This window comes from Tropicimonas isoalkanivorans (assembly GCF_900112335.1).
Lineage (GTDB): Bacteria > Pseudomonadota > Alphaproteobacteria > Rhodobacterales > Rhodobacteraceae > Tropicimonas > Tropicimonas isoalkanivorans.
In genome coordinates, this window is the sequence record NZ_FOLG01000016.1 from 69,129 (window position 1) to 93,486 (window position 24,358).

20 protein-coding genes and 1 tRNA gene are annotated in these 24,358 nt (G+C 65.0%); 16 read left to right on the forward strand and 5 right to left on the reverse strand.

Annotated elements, in window-relative coordinates:
- Positions 1–33 precede the first annotated feature (33 nt).
- The 3 genes from BM075_RS20350 to BM075_RS20360 form a co-directional block, all read right to left on the reverse strand.
- Positions 34–576 (reverse strand): AAA family ATPase, encoded by a 543-nt coding sequence (locus BM075_RS20350; protein ID WP_093362544.1) that lies wholly within the window; start codon positions 574–576, stop codon positions 34–36.
- Positions 577–747: 171 nt separating this feature from the next.
- A tRNA-Ala gene (locus BM075_RS20355) sits at positions 748–823 on the reverse strand.
- A gap of 69 nt (positions 824–892) precedes the next feature.
- Positions 893–1,225, reverse strand: a complete 333-nt coding sequence (locus BM075_RS20360) for a TIGR02300 family protein (protein WP_093362545.1) — start codon at positions 1,223–1,225, stop codon at positions 893–895.
- A 103-nt stretch (positions 1,226–1,328) separates the two neighbouring features.
- Between BM075_RS20360 and BM075_RS20365 the strand changes: the two genes are divergently transcribed.
- The 3 genes from BM075_RS20365 (at position 1,329) to BM075_RS20375 (ending at position 3,938) form a co-directional block, all read left to right on the forward strand.
- The gene (locus tag BM075_RS20365; RefSeq protein WP_093362564.1) at positions 1,329–2,021 is read left to right on the forward strand and encodes a M48 family metallopeptidase; all 693 of its coding nucleotides are present in this window, start codon (positions 1,329–1,331) and stop codon (positions 2,019–2,021) included.
- Between the two features lie 31 nt (positions 2,022–2,052).
- Positions 2,053–2,712 (forward strand): GntR family transcriptional regulator, encoded by a 660-nt coding sequence (locus BM075_RS20370; protein ID WP_093362546.1) that lies wholly within the window; start codon positions 2,053–2,055, stop codon positions 2,710–2,712.
- A 125-nt stretch (positions 2,713–2,837) separates the two neighbouring features.
- Positions 2,838–3,938: an acyl-CoA dehydrogenase gene (locus BM075_RS20375; RefSeq protein WP_245758928.1), complete on the forward strand. Its 1,101-nt coding sequence runs from the start codon at positions 2,838–2,840 to the stop codon at positions 3,936–3,938.
- A 60-nt stretch (positions 3,939–3,998) separates the two neighbouring features.
- On the opposite strand, the gene BM075_RS20380 is transcribed toward BM075_RS20375, so the two are convergent.
- Positions 3,999–6,611, reverse strand: coding sequence for a cation-translocating P-type ATPase (locus BM075_RS20380; protein ID WP_093362547.1), 2,613 nt, complete (start codon positions 6,609–6,611; stop codon positions 3,999–4,001).
- An 802-nt stretch (positions 6,612–7,413) separates the two neighbouring features.
- Between BM075_RS20380 and BM075_RS20385 the strand changes: the two genes are divergently transcribed.
- A complete protein-coding gene (locus BM075_RS20385; RefSeq protein WP_177208428.1) occupies positions 7,414–9,504 on the forward strand; it encodes a nucleoside hydrolase-like domain-containing protein in 2,091 nt (696 codons plus the stop codon).
- A gap of 135 nt (positions 9,505–9,639) precedes the next feature.
- On the opposite strand, the gene BM075_RS20390 is transcribed toward BM075_RS20385, so the two are convergent.
- On the reverse strand, positions 9,640–11,568 hold the full coding sequence (locus tag BM075_RS20390) for an elongation factor G (RefSeq protein WP_093362549.1): 1,929 nt from the start codon (positions 11,566–11,568) through the stop codon (positions 9,640–9,642).
- Positions 11,569–12,168: 600 nt separating this feature from the next.
- Here BM075_RS20390 and BM075_RS20395 point away from each other — a divergent pair.
- The 12 genes from BM075_RS20395 to BM075_RS20450 form a co-directional block, all read left to right on the forward strand.
- Positions 12,169–12,378, forward strand: coding sequence for a YgaP family membrane protein (locus BM075_RS20395; RefSeq protein WP_093362566.1), 210 nt, complete (start codon positions 12,169–12,171; stop codon positions 12,376–12,378).
- Positions 12,379–12,381: 3 nt separating this feature from the next.
- Positions 12,382–12,810 carry a YeeE/YedE family protein gene (locus BM075_RS20400; protein WP_093362550.1) on the forward strand — a complete coding sequence of 143 codons (429 nt, stop codon included), beginning with the start codon at positions 12,382–12,384 and terminating at the stop codon, positions 12,808–12,810.
- 4 nt (positions 12,811–12,814) lie between these two features.
- A complete protein-coding gene (locus tag BM075_RS20405) occupies positions 12,815–13,330 on the forward strand; it encodes a YeeE/YedE family protein (RefSeq protein WP_093362551.1) in 516 nt (171 codons plus the stop codon).
- Positions 13,331–13,340: 10 nt separating this feature from the next.
- Positions 13,341–14,222, forward strand: a complete 882-nt coding sequence (locus BM075_RS20410; RefSeq protein ID WP_093362552.1) for an MBL fold metallo-hydrolase — start codon at positions 13,341–13,343, stop codon at positions 14,220–14,222.
- A 75-nt stretch (positions 14,223–14,297) separates the two neighbouring features.
- A complete protein-coding gene (locus tag BM075_RS20415; protein ID WP_093362553.1) occupies positions 14,298–15,986 on the forward strand; it encodes a bifunctional protein tyrosine phosphatase family protein/NAD(P)/FAD-dependent oxidoreductase in 1,689 nt (562 codons plus the stop codon).
- Between the two features lie 62 nt (positions 15,987–16,048).
- Complete coding sequence (locus BM075_RS20420; RefSeq protein WP_093362554.1) at positions 16,049–17,788, forward strand: SulP family inorganic anion transporter; 1,740 nt, start codon at positions 16,049–16,051, stop codon at positions 17,786–17,788.
- A gap of 92 nt (positions 17,789–17,880) precedes the next feature.
- On the forward strand, positions 17,881–18,990 hold the full coding sequence (locus tag BM075_RS20425; protein WP_093362555.1) for a hypothetical protein: 1,110 nt from the start codon (positions 17,881–17,883) through the stop codon (positions 18,988–18,990).
- Between the two features lie 100 nt (positions 18,991–19,090).
- Positions 19,091–20,101: a deoxyribose-phosphate aldolase gene (gene deoC / locus BM075_RS20430; protein WP_245758929.1), complete on the forward strand. Its 1,011-nt coding sequence runs from the start codon at positions 19,091–19,093 to the stop codon at positions 20,099–20,101.
- A 52-nt stretch (positions 20,102–20,153) separates the two neighbouring features.
- Complete coding sequence (locus tag BM075_RS20435; RefSeq protein WP_093362556.1) at positions 20,154–22,484, forward strand: aldehyde dehydrogenase family protein; 2,331 nt, start codon at positions 20,154–20,156, stop codon at positions 22,482–22,484.
- A gap of 231 nt (positions 22,485–22,715) precedes the next feature.
- On the forward strand, positions 22,716–23,450 hold the full coding sequence (gene recO / locus BM075_RS20440) for a DNA repair protein RecO (protein ID WP_093362557.1): 735 nt from the start codon (positions 22,716–22,718) through the stop codon (positions 23,448–23,450).
- Between the two features lie 103 nt (positions 23,451–23,553).
- The gene (locus BM075_RS20445; protein ID WP_093362558.1) at positions 23,554–24,030 is read left to right on the forward strand and encodes an NUDIX hydrolase; all 477 of its coding nucleotides are present in this window, start codon (positions 23,554–23,556) and stop codon (positions 24,028–24,030) included.
- Positions 24,031–24,150: 120 nt separating this feature from the next.
- Positions 24,151–24,358: transposase (locus BM075_RS20450; protein ID WP_177208429.1), on the forward strand; the 208-nt coding region annotated here is incomplete at its 3' end.

The following is a 24,358-nucleotide window of genomic DNA, read 5'->3' on the forward strand; positions in this document are numbered from 1 at the left end:
TGTCGTGGGGGCGGCTTGCCTACATGCGGAAGGTCAAATGCTGCCGAGATACGCGGCGACGAAATCTGCGCGTCCGGGGACATCGGTTCGAGGTATCTCAATGATCTCGTATCCAAGAGCGACATACGTCCGGCGCATCACCGCGCAGGTCTCTTCCGCCTCGGCGCGGGTCTGCTTGCGTTCAATGTCCTGCGTGAAGATCTCATCCCAAAACGGCGCCAAGAAGACGCGACGGTTGTAGCGGGCTGACCCGGCTGCTGCGGCGGCGTGGGGCGGTACGGGAAGCCCGCAGAGGATAAGGTAGCCCATGATGTCGGGAATGCCTCGGTCGAAGATCACGGGGCCTGAGAGCGCCTGTGCGTCCTCGTAGGCGCACAGGTCCCGCTCCAGCATCCTTTCCGCATAGGCCATGCGGTCGGACCAGGGGAGGGCATCTCCGCCGCTGGCCATCTCTTCGCGGATGATCGCGCGGCCGGATTCGGGACTCGTGTGGATGCGGCGGCGTGCGAGTTCGGTGATGAGGCTGGTCTTGCCCGCACCGGGGCCGCCCGTCACGACGAACAAATGGTCGCTCATGGGACATCCTCGGGTTTGACAGGGAGGGAGGGCTGCGACGGGATCAACGCGCCAAAAGGCGCGGATCAAGGCAGCGTGGATTTTCGCAGGGAAAACAGTACCCGTCTGCGCGGCAGAAGCGAATCCTCTGACGAAAAGTGCAGACCTATCTGGTACTTTTCAAAGGCGAGATGGTGGAGCCAAGGGGAGTCGAACCCCTGACCTCTTGCATGCCATGCAAGCGCTCTCCCAACTGAGCTATGGCCCCGGTAGCGCGGTGTCTATTCACCCGCCCAGACGAGTTCAAGCAGAAAATGAACTCGTCGCGCCGCGCATCTCAGGAATCGTCGTCGTCGGACCCGACATCCGCGATGTCATCGAGCGACACGTCGTCCTCGTCCGCGTCGTCGTCCAGGACGTCGTCGCCCAGATCCACATCCGCATCATCGTCGTCGTCCAGAACGTCGGCGTCGTCGTCGATCAGGACATCGTCGTCGTTCTTGGTCACTTTTTCCTTTTCATCCTTGATCAGCGTGCGCGACTTGCTGCCGGTGTCCAGGTTCACGACCTCGCCGGTGTAGGGGCTCACGATCGGGGTGCGACCGAGGTCGTAGAACCGCTTGCCGGTCGTCGGGCAGACGCGCTTGACTCCCCATTCTTCCTTGGGCATCGCAGGGTCCTTCATCTGTGGGCGATGGAATGAATGAAGCCCGATGCCACAGGTCTACCGGCCTGTCAAACGCAAAGGCGCGGCGCGGCCGGGAGGCGCGAACATGACTGAACACGTTCTGCCGGGCGACCCGCCGATCAACCTGGTGTTGCGCCGCTCCGCACGCGCGCGCCGTTACTCGCTCCGGGTATCGCGGCTGGATGGGCGGGTTACGCTCACCCTGCCGGCGCATGCGCCCGAATCCAAGGCGCTCGACTTCGCGCATGAGAAGGCCGGCTGGATTCGCCAGCGGCTCGCCGAACGGCCTGGCGAAGTGATCGTCGCGCACGGCACCGTGTTGCCCGTTTTCGGGCAGCCGCTTCGTGTGGTTCCGGGGACGCGCAGTGGCTTGGCTCCGGAGGACGGACAGATTGCCGTGTCCCGCCGGGCAAAATCCGTGTCGGCGACGGTCTGCGGGCTGCTGAAAGCGCGGGCGCGGGACGCGCTGGCTGCGGCATCCGATGGGTATGCCCAAAAGCTCGGTCGGTCCTATACCCGGATCACCCTGCGCGACACCCGCTCCCGGTGGGGCTCGTGTTCCAGCGACGGGGCGCTCATGTTTTCCTGGAGGCTGATTCTGGCGCCGCCGGAAGTGCTGGACTACGTCGCCGCCCACGAAGTGGCCCATCTGGCCGAAATGAACCACGGCGCGCGGTTCTGGGCCACGGTGGAACGGCTCATGCCGGACTACCGGACGCACCGGCACTGGTTGCGCCACAACGGTGAGCAACTTCACCGGTACCGTTTCCCGGATTGACCGCATCGGGCCCCTGTGGTCACAGTTCCGCATGCTCATCACGCCCCGCCCCGGTCCGACGCCGGGACCGACCGCAGCCGCGCATGACCGCCTGTATCGCACGATGCGTCTGCGCATCATGCATGGAGAACTGCGGCCGGCGCAGGCGCTGACCCTGCGCGGAATCGGCAAAGAATTCGGCCTGTCAATGACGCCGGTGCGGGAGGCGCTGCGCCGGCTGGTTGCCGAAGGTGCCTTGACCCTTTCAGCGTCCGGGCGGGTTTCGACGCCCGAGTTGACGAACGAGCGGATCGAGGAGCTTGCCGCCCTTCGCGCCCTTCTGGAGCCCGAGTTGGCCTCCCGTGCGCTACCAAGGGCGCACCTCGCCCTGATCGACCGCCTGCAAAGCATCAATGCAACCATCGCCGATATGAACACGTTGAAGGACGCCTCGTCCTATATCCGGACGAACCTGGAGTTTCACCGTGCGCTCTATCTTCGGGCGCAGGCGCCGGCGATGTTGGCGCTGACCGAGACTGTGTGGCTCCAGTTGGGGCCGACGATGGGCATGCTCTACCACAGGCTCCAGCGGCAGGAGTCCCCCTACCACCACAAGCTCATCATCTCTGCCCTGCGCGCGGGGGACGAGCCGTCTCTGCGGCTCGCCGTGCGCACTGACGTCACCCAGGGCCTCCGGCTGCTCGCGCAATAGCGACTCGTGCGGTTTTCACTTGCCGCGGGATCGCGGATCTGGCCGGAATGCGTGTGAGACGGTTCGGACTCCCTTTGGCTCCGGCAAAGAATGCGTGAGCCCGACCGTCGACAGGAGTAATGCCATTGGATCACTCACCCCCACGCAGTTCCGTCGACAAGATTCAGAGCGCTGGCGGACTGCCCAAGGAATTGCGGGCGCTCCACCGCGAACTGCGCACCATCGCGGACGCAGGATATGAAAGCGACCGCAGCATCGCTGCCAGCGTGTCGGTGCTGAAATCACATGGACAACTCGCGCCCGACGCCCTGCAAACTCCGGTCGACATTGCCCGCCTGCTGATCTGCGTGGCCGCGGCGGACCTGTCGGTTGCGCGCCTGCTGGAGGGGCACATCAACGTGCTGGCCCTGGCGCGCGCCCACGGCACCCCAGAGCTGCGCGCCCGGGTCGAGCACGACATGGCGGAAGGCATGCTGCATGGCGTCTGGGGAGCGGACGGCGCACATCCTGTTGCCTGGGACGGGACGCACCTTCGTGGCCGCAAGAAATTCGCCTCCGGGCTGGGCCTCGTGGATCGCGCGGTGATCACCGCCCGTAGCGCCATGGGCCAGCAGCTTGTCCTGGCAGACGCGACAGATCCGGCCAGGCATAGCCCCGAAGAGTGGCGGATGTCGGGGATGCAGGCGACCATCTCTGGCGGGTTCGACTGCGCGAGACTGGAAGGGAACGCGATGGGACCGCCCGATGTCTACCAAAGAGAACCATGGTTTGTAGGCGGCACCTGGCGCATCGCGGCCGTGCAATTGGGCGGCACGTTGGGGTTGCTGGATCGGGCGGCGGAGACGCTTCGCGCCATCCGGCGGATGGAAGCCGATGCACAGGTCGTCCGGCTCGCGCCTGTCACCGTCCGTGCACTCGCGGCGAAGGATTTCGTCATCCGTGCAGGACGAGTGGCCAGTCGGTCAGGCAGCGTAGAAGACCCGGAACGCGCGGCGGCGCTCTCCGCCTCCGCCCGTCTTCTGACGGAGGATATCGGACAAGACGCCGTAACTGCGGTGGAGCGTTCCGTTGGCCTTTCGATGTTCGCGATCGGCAATCCTGTGGGTCAAATGGCGCGCGACCTCTCCTGCTACATGCGGCAGGCGGCGCGTGACGCCTTCCTGCAACGCGCGGGGCGCCGCCTGTTGACCCGGGACGAGAGCCTGCTGGACTGGATCGAAGACTAGGACACCGCGCCAGTCGGCGCTCCGCCCATACAACCAGATGACGCATCCGTGCTCGCGGCTTCACCGCACCCCGAGCGTGCCAGAGCCACCTTCGGGAGCGGCACGGCGCGCGGCCTGCCGCATACGGACTGTCTTTATCACCTCCGGCACGACGATCAGCGGGAGGGCGAGTGCGGCAATCAGGAGCCACTCGTTGACCGTCAGGCCCGTGGTGTGCAGCAGGACCTGCATGAACGGCACATAGATCGCGGCGAGCTGGGCCACGAACGTGACTGCGATGGCCGCAAGCAGGAGCGGGTTCGACGCCCATCCGATCCGCCAACATGGCAGGTGCAGCGAGCGAAAAGCGAAGACCGCGGAGATTTCGAACACGACCATCGCGGTGAAGGCAGCGCTCCGTGCGAGGTCCAGATCGATGGGAAGGATGCGATAGTAGAGCCAAAGGCTCGCAAGGCCGAGGTAGAGTCCGAAGCCGACGATCAGGAAAAGGCCATCGCGGCCCACGATGGGCTGCGCCTTGTCTCGCGGCGGGCGGTCCATCTGGTCCGGCGTCGACTCCTCCAGGCCGAGCGCGACCGCCGTAATTCCGTCGGTGACGAGGTTCATCCAGAGGATCTGCGTGGCCAAAAACACCAGCGGCCCGCCGAGGACGAGGTTCACCACCAGAGCCACCACCTCGCCAGCATTGGAGGCGAGCAGGTATCGGACGAATTTTCGCACGTTCTCGTATTGCCGGCGTCCCTCGCCGATCGCTCGCACGATGGTGGCGAAATTGTCGTCGAGCAGTACCAGATCAGCCGCTTCCCTCGCGACGTCTGTCCCGCGCTGGCCCATCGCCACACCGATGTCGGCCTTTTTCAGCGCCGGCGCGTCGTTCACCCCGTCCCCGGTCATGGCGACGATCTGGCCCTGAGCCTGCAACGTCGTCACGATCCGCAGCTTCTGGGCCGGAGCCGTCCGGGCGAACAGAACATCCTGCCGTAGAGCCGCGTCCAGGTCGCTCTCGCCGAGTTCGGCCAACTGATCCCCAAGGATGACACGAGACACCGGCAGGCCGACCTGCCCCGCGACGGCCGTTGCGGTAAGAGGGGCATCCCCAGTGATCAAGATCACCCGGATACCGGCACTGCGCACCGTTTGCATCGCCGGGGCGACCTCTGGGCGCGGCGGGTCGATCAGCCCGACGAAGCCAAGGAACGTCAGGTTGGCCTCGTCTTTGGGCAGGGTTTCCGTCGGCAGCGGACTTCGGGCAAGCGCGATCACCCGGAGCCCGTCGCTGGCCAAATTGTCGTAGATCGAAAGCAAGCTGGCGCGAGCCTCATCGGTCAGCGGTTCAGTCCCGTCAACCGCCCACTGGTGGCTGCAGCGCGCAATCACCGGTTCCGGAGCGCCCTTGGTGTGGAGGGTTGGTCCGTCTTCCGACATGGCAAGGACGCTCATGCGCTTGCGTTCCGACGAAAAGGGAAGCTCCGCCAGCCCCCCATCACGTACCGGCACAGGGGCCCATCCCTTGTAGGCCAGAGTTACCAAGGCGCCCTCGGTCGGCTCCCCGACCATCTCCCAGTGGTCTTCCGTGGGCGACAAGCGGGCGTGATTGCAAATGAGCGCCGTCTCCAGCAATGCCGCGAGGCCCGGATCTTCGGCCGCTCGCACGCGCCTGCCCTCGGTTTCGATGTGGCCCGCGGGATCATAGCCCGTCCCGGTCACCTCATAGCGGCGGTCCGGCATCACCACGCGCGTCGCCGTCATCCGGTCTTCCGTCAGCGTCCCGGTCTTGTCCGTACAGATCGCCGATGCCGCGCCCAAGGTTTCCACGGCCTGAAGACGCCGGGCCAGAGCCTTCTGCCGCGCCATTGCCCGCGCGCCGAGCGCGAGCGTGATCGTCACCACGGCGGGCAGGCCCTCCGGCACGATCGCCACGGCGAGCGACAACGCCGTCATGAACATCACCGAGGGCGCCTGCCCCATCGCGACCCCGAGCCCGCCGACCATTACGGCAATCGCCACCGAGGCCAGTCCCATTTGCCGCGCCAGCTTGCCGAGCTGGATCTGAAGGTGAGTTTTCTTCGCTCCCACCGATTCGGTGAGGACGGCGATTCGTCCGAACTCGGTTCTATTTCCCGTCGCGGTCACGTTGCCCTCGGCGCGACCGCCCGTGATCGTGGTCCCCATGTAGACGGATTCGCCCTGCGCCTTGGAGACTGGCACCGACTCCCCCGTCAGCGCGCTTTCGTCCGCGCGCAGCCCGGTCGCGTGATTGACGGTCAGATCGGCGGGAACGCGATCCCCAGCCTCCACGATGACCAGATCGCCTGGCACCAGTCCCTCGGCATCGATTCGCTGCTCGCGACCGTCGCGCAATACGCGGGCAAAGGTGGCGATCATCCGTCCGAGCGCTTCCAGTGCAGTCTCGGCGCGCCATTCCTGCACGAAACCCAATATTCCGTTCAACAACACCACAAGACCGATTGCCAGCGCGTCGATGCCTTCGCCGATGACGAGGGCGACCAGCGCCGCGCCTATCAGGATGACGACGAGGAACCCCGTGAACTGGCGTGCGAAAATGACCAAAGGCGCGGTGCGTCGGGTCCGGGCCAGCCGGTTCGGCCCGAAACGCTCCAGCCGTTCGCGAACCTCCGAACTGGACAATCCTGTGGGGCGAGTGTGTTCCATCAAGCGAACTCGTTCGACCCGGACAGTATCGCACGGCCCTGCGCGGAGGCCATGATAGGGATCAAGATGGGCGGAGGGACGGTCCGGCCTGAAGTCCGACTCAATGACGAGCGCCTCATAACGCCCTCCCGGCACGATTGGTTCCATTGTGTGTCACGGAAAAGGTTGGACAAAAGCGCGCATGCGCGACAATCCCCAGAAATGGTTTGACCCTGCCCCTCCCCAGAGGGATGCCGTTTACCTCGGCGGAGAAGACGGACTGGCGGGTGCGATTGCAGCGAAACCACCTGTCGGCCAGCCTTTATTTTATTGGCTGTAAAAACCGTGCCAGCGCGCTCGGCGGACGTCAAACGCCCGACGATTAACCTTGTGGTCATCCATTTTTCGCAAGGTCAGCCGCGTGAAGACACGCCGTCTTGGCACCTCCGTGGGATCGGCCGCTAACGTGACATCGGCACAATAATGCCTGATTCCTCGGATTACGATCTTATGCGTTCCAATGACGGCGAACGTCTGTAGTTTCGCGTGACGATTTTGAGGGCAGGCCGATCCGGTGAGCGACCGGATCGCAAGAGCAACACAGCACCTTGGAAGAGCAGATGAGTGCTTTTCATGAACTGACGACCTGTGCCCCCGGCCACGGGCATAGCGCCCTGATGGCCGCTGCCGGGGTTCGGCACGGGTCAATTTGGCGGGCCGGCAGGACATTCCTGGTCGGCATCGGTCCCGGCTGCCTGGGACCGGCCGCCCCGATAGCGGACGAAAATACAATGCGCATGCATGCAACGGAGGCTCGAGCAACGTGAGCGACCAACCGAAAGTAATCATCTCGACCGACATTGGCGGGAACGACAAGGATGATGCTCAATCCCTGATCCACGCGCTGCTCTACGCGGACAAGATGGACTATCGCGGGTTCATCGGAACGACGAGCGACGCCAAGAACATCGATTCGATCACCCCGATGAACCGTATCATCGACGCCTACGCGAAAGACCTGTCGAACCTGCGGACGGCGGGCGACTATCCGAGCGCTGCCGAACTGCGGGCGCTCGTCACGCAGGGCGCCACTGAGGGAGACTGGCCGGGCGCACTGTCCGACGGCGCCAAACTGATCATCGAGGAGGCGCGGGCCGCGTCGGCGAATGATCCTGTCTACGTGCTGACCTGGGGTCCGCTTCACGACGTTGCGCGCGCGCTTTACCAGGCGCCCGATATTGCCGACAACATTCGCCTGATTTCGATCTCCCCCTACAAACAGGATGCGCGCAACCCTGCCGCATACAACTGGCTGAAGGACGCGGTTGCCAACAAGGCGGCCTACAAGGACCTGTGGTGGATTCAGGACCATAGCAGCCACATCGGCATGTACGCCGATCAGTGGGGAACCAAAGACCCCGACAAGAACATGGGCTGGGTCCGGGATAATGTCGACGGTCACGGGGCGCTCGGCGACCTCTTCCACGACGTCTACGCCAAGGACCTGTACGGAAACGGCGACGTCAACGGCCTGAAGATGGGCGACACGCCGTCGCTGCTGTATCTCCTGGACGCCGTCAACGACAACGATCCGACCGCCAGCAGCTGGGGCGGCAGCTTCAAGAAGGCAAACTACGGTAGCAACGTCTGGGTCGACCGCACAGACGACGCCTCCTCGCTCGGCAATTATGACGGCGCACGCACGGTCTATCAGCACCGTGACGCCGTGTGGGGCGACTTCGCGCACCTGCTGGACATTGCCAAGAATGGGGCGTCGGGAAGCGGCGGTTCAGGCTCCGGCAGTTCGGGCGGTTCCACCGATGACACGACGAAGGAGACTCCTACGCCCACACCCGAGCCGGACCCGGTTGTCGATGACACCCAGGACAGCGATTCGTCTGGCGGCACCCCTGACGGGGACGTCACGACGGTCTCCGGCAGCCTGCCGACCTTCGATCTTGTCGGCACGAATGCCAACGAATCCCTGCGGGGTGGCGACTCGATCGACACCATCTATGGCGGCCGGGGCGACGACGAGATCCTCGGTCGCAGCAAGGCGGACGTGCTCGCGGGTGGCGCCGGAAACGACGACGTGAACGGCGGTGCAGACAACGATACGCTGATCTACGTCATCGGGGACAACTACGGCGCGACCGACTTCTACAGCGGCGCGTCAGGGTTCGATGTCCTGAAGATCTACGGTACGGCCGAAGAGCTCGCGGATTCCGGTCTGGCCGCGGACATCGCTGCGCTGGAGAGATTCATCGCCGCGAACTACGACACCGGAACCAACAGCGGCGAGGTGTTTAGCTTCGACAGTCTGGGCCTGAGCGTTCGGGGCATCGAATCCGTCAAGCTGATTCTGACCGATGACGTTGTCACCACTCCGGGCACCTCGAACGAGGACGAAACGCCGTCCGGTGGCAGTAGCGGCTCCGGCGGCTCGGACGGTGGGTCTTCCGCGGATGTCCTGCCGTCGTTTGGCCTGAATGACGGAGACCAAGGTAGCGAAATCCTGGGAACCGGCAGCTCCGACAGCATCAACGGCGCAGGCGGCGACGACTATATCGTCGGGCGCGGGAACGCGGACGTGCTGTGCGGCGGCTCCGGCTCCGACCAGGTGCGTGCGGGTGCGGGCAATGACGTTCTCATCTACCTGCTGGGCGAAGACGATGACGCATCCGACCTCTACGTGGGTCAGAGGGGTCGGGATCGCCTGGCAATCTACGGCACCGAGGACCAGCTCTCCGATGCGGAGTTCCTGGCGGAGATTGCCGACCTGGAGACCTTCATGGCCAAGAACGAAGACACGACCTCCCACGGCGGTCCGACCTTCGACTTCGACTGCATCGGGCTTAGCGTGCGTGCCGTCGAGAGCGTCGACTTGATCGTGGTGGACGACATCCCTGTCTGATCTGCCGCCCTGGGCGTTCTGGCAGACCGGAGCGCCCACAGCACCCGGCGTTCGGTGCCGGGGCGGCACTTAGATCGGGTTCAAAAAAAAGGGCCGGGCATTTCGCCCGGCCCATTCCATTCATCCCGCGTGCGATCAGGCCATTTCTTCCTTGGCTTCCGCGCTGATCCGTTCGGCCTCCTTGCCATGTACCTCCTGGTAATGGTCGAAGCCTGCCTCGAACCAGGCGGTTCCCTGCGCCGCGCCACCGAGCGCGCGGGACAGTTCGTCGAGCGAGGACTCCGGAAGAAGCGCGTGGAAGATGTCCCAGCCTTTCGCGTCCGGATTCGGATCGAAGCCCAGAACCTGCCCCTTCAAGGACGAGACGAGCGTCACGATCGACCCGGAAAAGGTCGAGGGGACATGGATGTTCACCTGATCCACCGGCTGCAGAAGCGTCGGGCCGGCCTTGCCGAGCGCATCTTTGACGCAGGCCTTCCCGGCTGCACGGAAGGCGAAGTCCGAGCTGTCCACGGAATGCGCCTTGCCGTCGGTCAGCGTTACCGCCACGTCGATCACCGGGAAGCCCAGCGGACCCTGTTGCATCGCGTCCCGCGCCCCGGCCTCCACCGCCGGGATGTAATTGCGGGGCACCGCGCCCCCCTTGACCACCTCGTCGAACGCAAAGCCGTCGCCCCGGTTTCGCGGCGCGATGGTAATGTGGACATCGGCAAACTGCCCCGCCCCGCCCGACTGCTTGCGGTGGCGGTGCTGGTGGTCGACTTTCTTGGTGATGGTCTCCCGGTAACTCGCCGAAACGGGCGCGGCTTCGACCTGAACGCCGAAATCGCTTTCCAGCGATGCCTGCACCCGTCTCAAGTGCATCGGCCCTTGCAGGCGCAAGATCGCGTGGCCGCTGGCCTCGTCCTGCTCAACGCGCAGTCCCGGATCGGTTTCCGCGAGCCGTGCGAGCGCTGAGGAAAGGCGGGCGTCGTCCTTTTCGTGAACCGGGGTCAGCAGCGTCGCATGGCTCGGCGGATGGCCGCGCGTCCACCCCTCCATCTCCATCTTGTCGGCGGATGTATAGAGGTAGCCCGCGTCGAGATGGTCAGACTTCACTGCCACACCGACCGCGCCCTTGGGAATGGACGTCACCGAATGCTTGGCGTCGATGCCGCTCAGGTTGCCGATGCTTGCGCCGCCCAGAGTGGCACCGGCGTCAAGGTCTGCGTCCATGGCGCGAAGCACGACGGCCTTTCCCATGTGCTTGCGGAAACTGGCGAAGACACCGACGGCCAACACGTCCTTGCCCATGCGTTCGGCGGTGGTCCCCACCGATGGCGCATCGTGGCGGAGGGACTTCATCAGGCGCGTGATCCCGTTCTTCGCGCTGGCGGACCCGAGGAAGGCGGGGATATCCTCGTTTTCTCTCAGCACGGCGGCGGCCACTTCATAGACCTCCTCGCTCGGCGGCTCCTTATCCTCGATAAGCTCCTCCAGCAAATGGTCGTCGAAGTCGGACAGGTGCTCCAGCAACTCCGCGCGCGCCTCCTGCTCTCTCTCCTGCGCGGCAGCGGGCATTTCGATCAGGCGCGAATGCGTGCCGGGCTGGTATTGCCACGCGCGTTCGGAGATCAGATCCACGGCGCCGACGACCTCGCCCTCCCGACGGATCGGCACCTGGCGGAGGATAATTGTGTGGTTCGCGTAGGCTTGGAGTCCGGAGACGATGTCCCTTACGCGATTGTCGGTCGTGTCCATGCGGTTGATGAAGAGAACACACGGCGTGCCGCTCTCCTCCGCAAGCCTCAGGTAGGGCGCGCAGAGCACGGCCGCTTCCGGATCGGGGGGAACACAGAGAATGGCCGCATCGCTGGCGGCCAGAGCCTCCCCGGCGTAGCCCAGGAAATCACTGCCGCCTGCAACGTCGAAGGCACACCAGGGCTCGTCGAGGAACGTGAATTCGGTCAGGGAGAAAAACTCGGTCAGCTCGGACTTGACGGGTTTGGAGTCGAGTTGGCTCAGGGCCTCGACCAGGGTCGTCTTGCCCGAGCCGGATGGGCCTAGGACTGTAAAGCATCGCATCTTTGAGTTCCTCCAAACTTTGCCGGTTTGGCGGGGAGAGACCTCGATGCGCGGCCCGGTCCGCTTCTGGAGGCGGACCCTGACGGATCCCGCGCGGCCTCGCGCCGCCGTCGATCCTGCCCCGTGGCCCGGCCGGGAGTCTCTCTGTCTGGTCGGACAGGATGAGACCGGATCGACCTTGCCGCGCGGCTTTCTAGTATTCCGCTCATGGGTGGTGGCAGGTCAAGGCCCGGAAGCAGGATTTCCGCCGTATTCGTCGTGTTTACGCTCGCAGGCCCCTTCGGGATGCAGGCCTACGGCTCCCTCACGTGTGTCGTTGGCGCCGGCCTTCTCGCTGGCGGACCGCATCACGGATTCGCGTTCAGGTTCGGGCTTTACAAATTCAATAACTTGAATTTATAATCGCGCACTCTATCTCGCTTTATAGCCCTGCGGGGCGCACACTACATCAAACGGGCGCAAGACCCGGAAGCTGGCAAGCCGCACCTCGCTCGAGGTCCGGTCTCTGCCGGAGATGGGCGGAGGCGGCCGGCCGCCAATGCCCCACCTGCGACTCGAGATCTTATGATCCCGAAATCCGTTACGAAGGGAAATGCAAACATGACCAGGAATATGGGTTCGATCGACCGCGTGATACGCGGCATCATTGGCGTCGTCCTGTTGATCGCCGCCTTCACGGCAGGATGGAGCGGCTTCTGGACCGCCGTTGCCGGGATCGTCGGCATCGTGCTGATCGGCACGGCCGTGACGGCCTACTGTCCGCCCTACCAAATGCTCGGCATCAACACGTTCAAGCGCCGCGACGGCTGACACATGGAAATCGTGAACTTTACGCCCGTGGCGTCGCTCTTCGGCGGTGTCCTGATAGGGCTCGCCGCCGTGATGCTGATGCTTGTCCTTGGCCGGATCATGGGAGCCACCGGCATCCTTGCCGCCGCGATATGGGGCGAGGACGACCGGGCCTGGCGTTGGGCCATTCTCGCGGGCATGGTTTCCGGCCCGGCGCTCTTTCTGACGCTCACCGGAAACTGGCCTCAGATCACCGTCCCTAGTTCGACTCCGGCCCTGATCCTCGGTGGTCTTCTGGTCGGGGTGGGTGTATCCTATGGCTCAGGCTGTACGTCCGGCCACGGGGTCTGCGGGCTGGCGCGGTTGTCGCCCAGATCGCTTGCGGCGACGCTCACCTTCATGCTGACCACCGGGCTGACGGTTTATGTCACCCGCCACGTGATGGGGGGCTGAGAGTATGCGTCTGATCCTGAGCTATCTGATCGGGCTGGTCTTCGGCCTCGGTATTTCCATATCCGGCATGGCCAACCCCGAGAAGGTTCTCAACTTCTTCGACATTGCAGGCACATGGGACCCCTCGCTCATGTTCGTGATGGGTGGCGCGGTCACGGTGACCTTCTTCGGCTACCGCTGGGTCCTGAAACGACCTGGGCCGAGTTTCGACCAGATCTTCCACCTGCCGCAGAACCGCTCCATCGACCTGAAGCTGCTCGGCGGGTCCGCCATCTTCGGCGTTGGCTGGGGATTGTCCGGCTTCTGCCCGGGCGGGGCCCTGCCCGCCATCGGCACCGGCCGGAGCGAGGTGCTGATCTTCGCCGTGGCCCTAATCGCCGGCATGGGGATCGCGCGGTACGTCAACACCCACCTCGCGCCCAGATTCCAGACACCGAGCTATGCCCGGCACAGCCCCGCTCCCCACGGTCCGTTGACGCATCTGCCGCATGAGACCGGACCGAAACCGGACAACACTTGAGGAGGATTCCATGGACTATCCAGTCGACATCTCTTTGAAACCCGAAGTCACCGGATTTTTCGACCCGGCCACGAACACCATCAGCTACGTGGTGAAGGACCCAGAGTCGGACGCCTGCGCGATCGTCGATTCGGTTATGGATATCGACTACGCCGCGGGGCGGATCACCTACGAGCACGCCGACGAGTTGATAAAGTTCGTGCAGGAGAACGGGCTGAAGCTGGAGTGGCTGATCGAGACTCACGTGCACGCCGACCACTTGTCGGCTGCGCCCTATATCCAGCAGAAGCTCGGCGGCAAGATCGGGATCGGCGAGAACATCAAAATCGTGCAGGACGTCTTCGGCAAGATCTTCAACGAAGGTACGGAGTTCCAGCGCGACGGCTCGCAGTTCGACGCGCTGTTCCAGGACGGCGACACCTATAACATCGGCTCCATGAAGGCCTTCGCCATGCACACGCCGGGCCATACGCCGGCCTGCATGACGCATGTGGTGGGCGACGCGGCCTTTGTCGGCGACACACTTTTCATGCCCGACGGCGGCTCGGCGCGCGCGGACTTTCCGGGCGGCGATGCCGGAGTGCTTTATGACAGCATCATGAAGGTGCTGGCCCTGCCGGACGAGACGCGGCTTTTCATGTGCCACGACTACGGCCCCAACGGGCGCGACATCCAGTGGGAGACCACGGTGGCCGAGGAGAAGGCGCACAACATCCACGTGGGCGGCGGCAAGACGAAGGAGGAGTTCGTCAAGTTCCGCACCGAGCGCGACGCCACGCTGGACATGCCCAAGCTCATCATCCCCTCGCTGCAGGTGAACATGCGCGCGGGCGAAGTGCCGAAGGACAAGGACGGCCGGCCAATGCTGAAAGTGCCGGTCAACGGCCTCTGACGCATCGCTGAAAGACGGCTCCGGGGCGCGCGGTATTCCCGCCCCGGAGATGCCACGTGGAGGAGAAACGGGGTCATGGAATTCAGGAAACTCACCGACGCGCTGTCGGTTTCGCCGCAGATCTCGGTGCAGGACGTGCCAAAGATCAAGGAGGCCGGCTATCGCGCCATCATCTGCAACCGTCCCGACGGCGAGGGCAACGACCAGCCGACTTTCGAGGAGATCGAGAAGGCGGCCGTGGAGATGGGCATGGAGGCCCGCTACATCCCCATCGTCTCCGGCATGGTCCGCGACGAGGACGCCGAGACCTTCGGGCAGGCGATGACCGAACTTCCGGGACCGGTGCTGGCCTATTGCCGCTCCGGAACCCGCTCCACCACTCTCTGGTCGCTGAGCCACGCGAAGGACATGGAAACCTCCGCCATCCTCGCCACCGCGAAGAAGGCCGGCTACGATATGGGCGGCGTCGTGCGCCGCATCGTGAACGGCGGCAAGACCCCGACCGACAGCCCCGACGCACGGTTCGACGTGGTGATCGTGGGCGGCGGGGCCGGCGGCATCTCGGTCGCCGCATCGCTCAAGAGCCGGATGCGCGACATCGAAATCGCCCTGATCGACCCGGCCGACATCCACTATTACCAGCCGGGGTGGACCATGGTTGGCGCCGGCGTTTTCGACCCGGCAACGACCGCCCGCACCATGGGGAGCCTGATCCCCAAGGGCGTGCACTGGATCAAGGCGGCGGTGGCTGCGTTCGAACCCCATGACAACGCCGTCGTTCTGGACGGGTGCCGCGTGGTCAAATATGACCGCCTGATTGTCTGCCCGGGACTGAAGCTGGACTGGCACGCCGTCGAGGGGCTGGTCGACACGCTGGGAAAAAACGGCGTCACGTCCAACTATCGCTACGACCTGGCGCCTTACACGTGGCAGCTTGTGCAGAAGCTGAAATCGGGCAAGGCGATCTTCACCCAGCCGCCGATGCCGATCAAATGCGCCGGCGCGCCCCAGAAGGCGATGTACCTGTCCGCGGACCACTGGCACCGCGAGGAGGTCCTGAAGAACATCGACGTCCAGTTCATGAACGCCGGCGGCGTGCTCTTTGGCGTGAAGGACTATGTCCCCGCGCTGATGGAATACGTGAAGAAGTACGACGCGACGCTCAACTTCTTCCACAACCTTGTGGCAATCGACGGTGAGGCGAAGACGGCGACCTTCGAGGTCAAGGAACCCGACCAGGAGCGGCGCACCGTTGAAGTCGAGTTCGACATGATCCACGTCTGCCCGCCGCAGACCGCGCCGGACTTCATCCGCGTCTCGCCGCTGGCTGACGCGGCTGGCTGGGTCGACGTCGACCAGATCACGCTACGGCACAAGAGCTTCGACAACATCTGGTCGCTTGGAGACGTGATGAACGCGCCCAACGCCAAGACCGCCGCTGCCGCGCGGATGCAGGCGCCGGTGGTGGCCGCGAACGTGACTGCGGACATTCTCGGCGGCAGCCCACAAGGCGCCTACAACGGCTACGGCTCTTGCCCGCTCACTGTGGAGCGCGGGAAGATTGTGCTGGCCGAATTCGGCTATGGCGGCGCGATCATGCCGATCCTTCCCACCTGGCTCATCGACGGCAAGAAGCCGACGCGCGCCGCATGGATCCTGAAGGAGATGTTGCTGCCGCCGGTCTACTGGAGCGCCATGCTCAAGGGCCGGGAATGGATGGCCAAGCCGGAGAAGATCACCGGCGAGGGCGCCGTCTCCGCCTGACACAGAACAGGCGTGCCCGGCGACGGGCCCGCCACCCCTCATGATTGCCCCAAGGATTTTCGATGCCCCCCTTTCTGCGCCGCTATCTGCCCATCCTGGACTGGGGCAGCCGGTACGACCGCCAGACCCTTGAAAGCGATGCATTGGCGGCGGTGATCGTGACGATCATGCTGATCCCACAGTCGCTCGCCTATGCACTGCTCGCGGGCCTGCCGGCGGAGATGGGCCTTTACGCCTCCATCCTCCCGCTGGTGGCTTACGCGATTTTCGGCACCTCCCGGGCGCTCGCCGTCGGCCCCGTTGCCGTGGTCTCCCTGATGACCGCGGCCGCCATCGGCAACCTCGGACTGACCGAGCCCGCGGCGATTGCCACTGCGGCGGTCACGCTCGCATTTCTCTCCGGGCTGTTCCTTGCCATGATGGGGGTGCTCCGCCTCGGGTTCATCGCCAATTTCCTGTCACACCCCGTCATCGCGGGCTTCATCACGGCATCCGGCATCCTGATCGCCGCCAGCCAGCTCAAGCACATCCTCGGCGTCAAGGCCTCCGGTCATACCCTTATCGAGACGCTGGAGACCCTGTTTGCCAACCTCGGGCAGACGAACATCTGGACGCTTCTGATCGGCGTGTCCGCCACGGCGTTCCTCTTTTGGGTGCGCAAGGGGCTCAAACCACTCCTGCAGCGGCGGGGCTGGTCCCCCCGCTCTGCCGATACCGCAGCCAAGGCTGGCCCCGTCGCTGCCGTGGTGGCAACAACTCTGTTTGCCTGGATATTCGGCCTCGACTCCCATGGCGTCGCCGTCGTGGGCGACATCCCCAGCGGCCTGCCACCGCTCTCGGCCCCGAGCTTCGACCTCGGAATGTGGGCCACGCTCATGGGCTCGGCCGTCCTGATCTCCATCATCGGGTTCGTGGAATCCGTCTCCGTTGCGCAGACGCTCGCGGCCAAGCGCCGGCAGCGAATCGACCCGGACCAGGAGCTCGTGGGGCTGGGCGCCTCCAACATCGCCGCCGCAATCTCCGGTGGGTATCCTGTCACCGGTGGGTTCTCCCGTTCGGTGGTGAACTTCGATGCGGGCGCCGAGACCCCGGCCGCGGGCGCGTTCACCGCCATCGGCATCACGCTGGCCGCCCTGTTGCTGACGCCACTGCTGTTTTTCCTGCCCAAAGCCACGCTGGCCGCGACCATCATCGTCGCCGTTCTCAGCCTGGTCGATTTTTCCATCCTGAAGCAGGCATGGACATTCTCCAAGGCGGACTTCTTTGCCGTTCTGACCACCATCCTGCTTACTCTGGGTGCGGGAGTGGAGGTGGGCGTATCCGCCGGGGTGGTGCTCTCGATCTTCCTGCACCTCTACAAGACCTCCCGGCCCCATATCGCGGAAATCGGCCTTGTTCCCGGCACGCATCACTTCCGCAACATCCGGCGCCACGAGGTCGAGACCGATCCCAAGGTTCTCACCCTGCGGGTCGATGAAAGCCTTTACTTTGCGAACGCCAGGTTCCTGGAGGATTACATCTATGACCGAGTCGTGGGCGACAGCCAGCTTCGCCATGTGATCCTGAACTTTCCTGCGGTCAACGAGGTGGACCTGTCCGCGCTCGAGTCGTTGGAATCGATCCTCCATCGCCTGAAGGACATGGGCATTCACCTGCACCTGTCAGAAGTGAAGGGGCCCGTCATGGACCGCCTCAAGCGCAGCCGTTTCCTCGGCGAGATGAACGGCAGGGTGTTCCTGTCCCAGTACGACGCCTGGGTTGCGCTGACCAATTCTAACGGCACCGCGCGGGCAGCCGAATAGCCGGCGCTGGTCCGCCGATCTGATTGCGTCTGCGGAGATGTGAGCCGCGTATTCCGGTTGGCATCGCGCCTGCGCCTGTCATAAGTGGCCGCATGGATCTACCCGATTTCTCCATTGCCGAGATGCAAAGTCTCTCCGTCGAAGGCTCCGGTCGGCGCCGGCATCCGTCGGTGCCAGAAGCCGCCCGCAGCGAAGACTTTGGCTCCAGCTATGACTGGACGACGCTGTGGTACGATGCGGTCCAACGGGACGGGGAACTTCTGCTGATCTGCCCCAAACTTTTGAACTTCAAGGCTTTTATTTCCGACGGCGCCCTGCGGGCCGACGGCAGCGCCATCTCCGTCTCACGCGTCCGCCACCACCGCCGGCACGACGTCGTCCGCCTTCGCACCCGCGCGCCCGTAACGCGCCTGGAGACGTCCAACGGCCGTTGGCGGCGGGACAGCGGGGTCAGCCCGGACCAGTCCGCCCTTTTTGCCGGGCTGAACGCGTCCGTCCACATCTCGCGCAACAACCGGCTGGACTGGATCGCCGACTGGGCGCGCTTTCACATCGGCGAGCATGGGCTGGAGGCGATGCTGGTGCTGGACAACGGCTCCGACGCCTACCCACCACAGGCCATTCTGGACACGCTCGCCTCCACCGGCCTCAAGCGCGTTGTGATTCTCAAGGTGCCTCACCCCTACGGCCCCGTCCGGCAGAAGAAGCGCGGTGGCGGGGCGAAATTTCTGCAACCGGCGATGCTCAACCTCGCTCGTCTCAGGTTTCTCTACCGCGCCCGCGCGGTCCTGAACGCCGATCTGGACGAGTTGGTCTGGACCCGCGCCGGTTCGGTCTTCGACGCAGCGGTCCAGAGCCGGCTCGGTTTCGTGACCTTCGACGGCCGCTGGCGGATGCCTGCCATCGACGCCGAAGCGCCATATCGCCATTCCGACCACCGGTTCCAGCGCGCCACCGACAAGCCCTGCCCGACCAAGTACTGCCTGCGACCGGACAGCTGGCTGGGCCGGCAAAGCTGGGACGTGCACCACCCCGAAGTCCTCCTGCCTCTGGACTGGCTGGCACGAAAAGACATGGGGTACTGGCACTGCCGGGGCATCACGACGAACTGGAAGAGCTACGACCGGCTTGGCTTCAACAAGGTCGGGCCGGAAGACCCGTTCACGGCTGAGACTCTCGACCGTTTGCTGCCAAACCGCTGAACTTCCGCGCCCCAGGGTCCGCGCGTTTACCTGAGCCCTCCACTTGCTCCATCCCGGCCCTCCGTGCGACGCTTGCGTTTCGGCAGGGAGGATTGATCAGGTGCAGACCGAGACCAAAGGCACAACCGCCGTCACCCGAAGGGCAGACCGCCTGCCCCAGGTGGCCGACCTGCCACGCAATCCGGGCATGGAGCTCGACATGGATTGGGTGATGCGCGCGCAGGCCAACCGCTCCGCAATCGAGCGTCGCGCCGCCACCCTGCCCGGCCGCCGCAGCGTCAAGAAGGAATACCAGGCCGCCTGGCTGCTGAAGGCGATTTCGCTCATCGACCTGACCACGCTGGCCGGAGACGACACGCCTGGCCGCGTGCGCCGTCTGTGCGCCAAAGCCCGACACCCCGTTCGGGCCGACCTGCTGGAGGCGATGGGGATTGAGCGGCTGACCACCGCTGCCGTCTGCGTCTACCACGAGATGGTGCCGACGGCCGTCGACGCCCTTCGAGGCACCGGCATTCCCGTGGCGGCCGTGTCCACCGGCTTCCCCGCCGGACTGTCGCCCTACGCGCAGCGCGTTGCCGAGATCGGGGAGTCGGTGCGGGCCGGCGCTGCTGAGATCGATATCGTGATCTCCCGCCGCCACGTTTTGACGGGCAACTGGCAAGCCCTGTATGACGAGATGCGGGAGTTCCGCGCCGCCTGCGGCGCGGCGCACGTCAAGGCCATTCTCGCCACCGGAGAGCTCGGCATGCTGCGCAACGTCGCCCGCGCCAGCCTCGTCTGCATGATGGCCGGCGCCGACTTCATCAAGACGTCGACCGGCAAGGAGACGGTAAACGCCACCTTGCCCGTGAGCCTGGTTATGATGCGCGCGATCCGTGAGTACCATGCCCGGACCGGCGCCCGCGTGGGGTACAAGCCTGCGGGCGGCATTTCGAAGGCGAAGGACGCACTCGTTTACCTGTCGCTCCTGAAGGAGGAACTTGGCCACCGATGGATGCAGCCGGACCTGTTCCGGTTTGGCGCCTCCTCGTTGCTGGGCGACATTGAACGCCAGATCGAACACCACGTCACCGGCGCCTACTCGGCGGCCTACCGTCACCCCATTGCCTGACCGCCGCGCAACTGCGCCGGCAGAATTTGGGTATTTGGACCAACAAGAAGCCATGAATATTCAAGACATCTTCGACAGCATGGACTATGGCCCCGCCCCGGAGAGCGCGAGCGAAGCGCACGCCTGGCTGGAGAGCCACAACCGCGCCTTCGGCCATTTCATCGATGGCGCCTTCACGATGCCCTCCGAGGGGTTCGAGAGCGTCAATCCCGCCACCGGCGCGTTGCTGGCCGCTGTCACGCAGGCGACCGAAGCGGACGTTGACGCCGCCGTTGCCGCCGCCCGTGCCGCACAGCCCGGTTGGGCCGGGCTCGGCGGCCATGGCCGGGCGCGATATCTCTATGCCCTGGCCCGGCTGCTCCAGAAACATGCGCGCCTGTTCGCCGTGCTGGAATCGCTCGACACCGGCAAGCCGATCCGGGAAAGCCGTGACATCGACGTGCCGCTTGCCCAGCGGCATTTCTATTATCACGCTGGCATGGCCCAACTCATGGAGGACGCGCTCCCTGATCGCGCGCCGCTGGGGGTTTGCGGCCAGATCATCCCCTGGAACTTCCCCCTCCTGATGCTGGCCTGGAAGGTCGCGCCTGCGATCGCCATGGGCAATACAGTTGTGCTGAAGCCGGCGGAGTACACGCCTCTGACGGCGCTGCTCTTCGGGCGGATTTGCCAGGAAGCCGGGTTACCCGCGGGGGTTGTCAATATCGTCACCGGCGACGGCACGGTCGGGCAGATGGTCGTGGCGTCCGAGGTGGAGAAGATCGCGTTCACCGGGTCCACCTCGGTCGGCCGCAGCATCCGCGCGGCGACAGCAGGGAGCGGAAAGTCCCTCACGCTGGAGCTGGGAGGGAAGTCGCCCTACATCGTGTTTGAGGATGCCGACATCGACTCCGCCATCGAGGGGCTGGTCGACGCGATCTGGTTCAACCAGGGACAGGTCTGCTGTGCGGGATCCCGGTTGCTCGTGCAGGAAGGGATCGCGGATACCTTCTTTGAAAGGCTCAAGGCTCGCATGGCCGCGCTTCGCGTCGGTGATCCGCTGGACAAGTGCATCGACGTGGGCAGCCTTGTCCATCCGGTGCAACTCGACACCGTGACCCGACTGCTCGAGCGCGGCGCGGGTGCAGGCGACATCTTTCAGCCCGATGTCGCAATGCCCGAGGGCTGTTTCTTCCCGCCAACGCTCATCACCGGCCTGTCCCCCTCCGATCTGCTGATGCAGGAGGAGATCTTCGGCCCTGTTCTCGTCTCAACCACCTTCCGCACACCGGCCGAGGCGGTCGCGCTCGCCAATGACACACGCTACGGGCTCGCGGCCACTGTGTGGTCTGAGAACCTGAACCTTGCGCTCGACGTGGCGCCGAAACTGGCGGCCGGGGTGGTCTGGGTCAACGCCACCAACCTCTTCGACGCAGCTGCCGGTTTTGGCGGCGTGCGGGAGAGCGGTTTCGGTCGTGAAGGGGGGTGGGAGGGGCTGCTGGCCTACACGCGCCCCACCGCCGCGGCGCCACGCGCAACCGTTGTTGACGCATGTGCCGCCCCCTCGTCGCCCGCTCCGAACGATCCGCTAGATCGGACCGCCAAGATGTACGTTGGCGGCAAGCAGGCCCGCCCCGATTCCGGCTATTCCCGTGCGGTCTGGTCTGCAGAGGGCACGTTGTTGGGCCATGTGGGCGAAGGCAACCGCAAGGACTTGCGGAACGCGGTGGAAGCGGCGGCGAAGGCCACCGGATGGGCCAGCGCGACCGCACATCTGCGGGCGCAGATCCTCTACTTCATTGCGGAGAACCTCTCCGCGCGTTCGGACGAGTTCGCCACCCGGATCGATGCCATGACCGGCGGCAAGGGCGGGGCAGACGAGGTCTCGACCACGATCGACCAGCTCTTCACCCATGCGGCGTGGGCCGACAAATTCGACGGCGCCGTGAAGAGCGTGCCCCTGCGCGGCCTCGCCTTGGCGGTGAATGCGCCGGTCGGGGTGATCGGGATTCTTTGCCCGCCCGACAAGCCCTTGCTGGGGCTCGTATCGGCGATGGCGCCAGCGATCGCCATGGGCAATAGGGTCGTTCTCATACCGACGGGAGCGTTCCCGCTCGCGGCGACGGACTTCTACCAGGTTCTGGAAACCTCCGACCTGCCCGCTGGCGTGGTAAACATCGTCACCGGAGACCAGGCCGCGCTTGGGCCCGAACTGGCCCGCCATCTCGACGTGGATGCGGTCTGGAACTTGTCGACGCCGGATATGGACAAGGCCATCGAGGCGGCCTCCGCCGGAAACCTGAAGCGTACCTGGTGCGCGGGCGTTGGCCCCGCCGGAACGGGACGTGAGGCGCTGTCTCAAGCGACCGAGATCCAGACAATCTGGGTGCCATTCGGGGAGTAAGCGCCTGCAAAAACACGGCCACGGGGCACGCATAGCCACCGTCGAGCTTTTCCCGCCGAAGGCGCCGTGCGCGGCACGCGCGCGGCGTGGCCCAACGGGAGAAGGCGCATCTGAGATGCGCTGACGACGGGCGGGAGCATTCCGTCGCTGGCATGGGCGGGACGCTCGACTTCCAGCGCGGCGGCGGACAAGATCCCTGTCCAGAAACCCGAGTGACAGGAGGCACGGAGTTTGGATTGGCGGGACGAAGGCGCGTTGCTGACGGTGCGACCGCACGGCGAGACCTCGGCCATCGTCGAAGTCTTCACGGCGACACACGGCCGCCACGCCGGTGTCGTACGCGGGGGCATCAGCCGCAAGCTGACGCCCACTCTGCAGCCGGGCACGCAACTGTCACTGGAATGGCGGGCGCGGCTGGACGAGCACATCGGCACCTTTCGCGTCGAACCTCTCAGGTCGCGGACCGCCGCCATGATGGGCGACAGGCTGGCGCTGCACGCTCTGGCCTCAACCTGCGCTCTGCTGTCCTTTGCCCTGGCCGAGCGCGACCCGCAACCGGGGATATATGCCGCCACGCAGCACCTCCTCGATGCGCTCGGCACGGAAGCGCGATGGCCGTCCCTGTACCTCCTCTGGGAGATGGCCCTGCTGGAGGAACTCGGCTTCGGGCTGGACCTCAGCCGATGCGCTGTCACGGGGGCGACGGAGGGGCTGGCGTTCGTGTCGCCCAAAACCGGCCGGGCCGTCACGGCGGAGGGCGCCGGCGATTGGGCCGATCGGCTGCTGCCCCTAACGCCCTCGCTTCTGGGGGTCCCATCGACCGACCGGGCGGATCTGCTGGCCGGGTTGCGCGTCACGGGCCATTTCCTGGCGTCCCGTCTGGCTCCGGCGCTTGGCGACCGCCCTTTGCCGCCCGCCCGGGAGCGTTTCGTCGAACGGCTCGCGAGGGACGAGCGCTCCGCCTGACCTCGCAGCAGACGTCCCAGACCCGCGTGGCGATCGGCTGCATTGCCTCCTCGGCGGCCGGAACTCACAACATCCCGCAAAGGCCACAACATCGGAACGTTCCATGGAAGACATCTGGCTCGGCTACGCGAAGCGGCTTCAGGCCATTGCCGCCACGGGGCTGCACTATTGCTCCGACGGTTTCGACGCCGAGCGCTTTACCGAGATCGACAGTATCGCCCGGGAAATGATGCGCCGCCTCGGCCAGGTTCCCATCTCCCACCTGCGGGGGCTGGCAGAACCGCACGAGGGGTATGCCACGCCCAAGGTCGATATTCGGGCGGCCGTCTTTCGCGACGGCCAGATCCTGCTGGTCCGGGAGAAACGCGACAACCGTTGGACGATGCCCGGCGGGTTTGCCGATATCGGCCTGACGGCGGCTGAAAATGCCGTGAAGGAAACCCGTGAGGAGGCGAACCTGCAGGTTCGCGCGACCAAGCTCTACCAAGTGCGTCATCGGGCCAAGCAGGCCGGCGACCCGGACCATCGGGACTACTACAAGTTCTTTTTCCTCTGGGTAGTGTCCCAACGCTTGGTGTAGGAGGCCGCGCGCGGAGCCCCCGGCGTAGCGCAGCGCGCGGCCGGGTGTGACGCTGGCGGCCACCGCCGATCTTCGAGAAGGTTCGGGTTGCAAGACCTTGAACCAAGAACGGAGATGACGATGACCGATGACAGAATGACGCTGATTGAGCTGGTTGAGAAGCAGGCCGATGGCGATCTCGTGCGCGAGATGCTGGCCTTCGCGGCCGAGCGGATCATGGAAGTGGAGGTCGAGGCGCGAACCGGTGCCGCGAAGGGCGCTCGCTCTCCCCTGCGGGAGGTTCAGCGAAACGGTTACCGGGACCGCGACTGGGACACTCGTGCCGGTC

Coding starts and splice junctions, on each gene's coding strand:
- BM075_RS20360 (WP_093362545.1), bottom strand. CDS start 1,225: ATGCCCAAGGAAGAATGGGGAGTCAAGCGCGTCTGCCCGACGACCGGC.
- BM075_RS20420 (WP_093362554.1), top strand. CDS start 16,049: ATGCCCCCCTTTCTGCGCCGCTATCTGCCCATCCTGGACTGGGGCAGC.
- BM075_RS20415 (WP_093362553.1), top strand. CDS start 14,298: ATGGAATTCAGGAAACTCACCGACGCGCTGTCGGTTTCGCCGCAGATC.
- BM075_RS20370 (WP_093362546.1), top strand. CDS start 2,053: ATGCTCATCACGCCCCGCCCCGGTCCGACGCCGGGACCGACCGCAGCC.
- BM075_RS20405 (WP_093362551.1), top strand. CDS start 12,815: ATGCGTCTGATCCTGAGCTATCTGATCGGGCTGGTCTTCGGCCTCGGT.
- BM075_RS20435 (WP_093362556.1), top strand. CDS start 20,154: ATGAATATTCAAGACATCTTCGACAGCATGGACTATGGCCCCGCCCCG.
- BM075_RS20425 (WP_093362555.1), top strand. CDS start 17,881: ATGGATCTACCCGATTTCTCCATTGCCGAGATGCAAAGTCTCTCCGTC.
- BM075_RS20365 (WP_093362564.1), top strand. CDS start 1,329: ATGACTGAACACGTTCTGCCGGGCGACCCGCCGATCAACCTGGTGTTG.
- BM075_RS20400 (WP_093362550.1), top strand. CDS start 12,382: ATGGAAATCGTGAACTTTACGCCCGTGGCGTCGCTCTTCGGCGGTGTC.
- BM075_RS20380 (WP_093362547.1), bottom strand. CDS start 6,611: ATGGAACACACTCGCCCCACAGGATTGTCCAGTTCGGAGGTTCGCGAA.
- BM075_RS20395 (WP_093362566.1), top strand. CDS start 12,169: ATGACCAGGAATATGGGTTCGATCGACCGCGTGATACGCGGCATCATT.
- BM075_RS20390 (WP_093362549.1), bottom strand. CDS start 11,568: ATGCGATGCTTTACAGTCCTAGGCCCATCCGGCTCGGGCAAGACGACC.
- BM075_RS20445 (WP_093362558.1), top strand. CDS start 23,554: ATGGAAGACATCTGGCTCGGCTACGCGAAGCGGCTTCAGGCCATTGCC.
- BM075_RS20350 (WP_093362544.1), bottom strand. CDS start 576: ATGAGCGACCATTTGTTCGTCGTGACGGGCGGCCCCGGTGCGGGCAAG.
- BM075_RS20410 (WP_093362552.1), top strand. CDS start 13,341: ATGGACTATCCAGTCGACATCTCTTTGAAACCCGAAGTCACCGGATTT.